Here is a 311-nt window from a genome sequence, read left to right as displayed (position 1 = left end):
TAAGAATATGGATAGTATTTTATCATCTATTGATGAGTGGGAAAAATCTTTTCCAGAAGTTTTTGCTCAAAGTGGCTTTTCAGTAGTAATAGGGAATCCTCCTTATGTAAGGGGAGAAAACATTGAAGAATCGTTAAGAGATAGTTTGAGGAATATGTATCCTAATTTATTTTTAGGACACATAGATGTTTATACTGCTTTTATAAGAAGAGCAGTGGATTTACTTAAAAATGAGGGGATTCTTGGCTTTATTGTTTCTAATAAATGGATGAGGGCAAAATATGGAAAGCCATTAAGGAAAATCTTTATAG

The 311-nt window shown here is 31.5% G+C and carries 1 protein-coding gene; it reads left to right on the top strand.

The window, feature by feature from the left end:
- Positions 1–7 precede the first annotated feature (7 nt).
- Positions 8–311, top strand: a 304-nt coding sequence (locus QI155_RS10985) for an Eco57I restriction-modification methylase domain-containing protein (RefSeq protein ID WP_281321682.1), incomplete at its 3' end; no start/stop codon positions are given.

It is taken from the genome of Thermodesulfovibrio sp. 1176 (assembly GCF_029946585.1).
In the GTDB taxonomy this organism is placed as follows: Bacteria; Nitrospirota; Thermodesulfovibrionia; order Thermodesulfovibrionales; family Thermodesulfovibrionaceae; genus Thermodesulfovibrio.
This window is presented reverse-complemented; position numbering and strand designations above follow the sequence as displayed.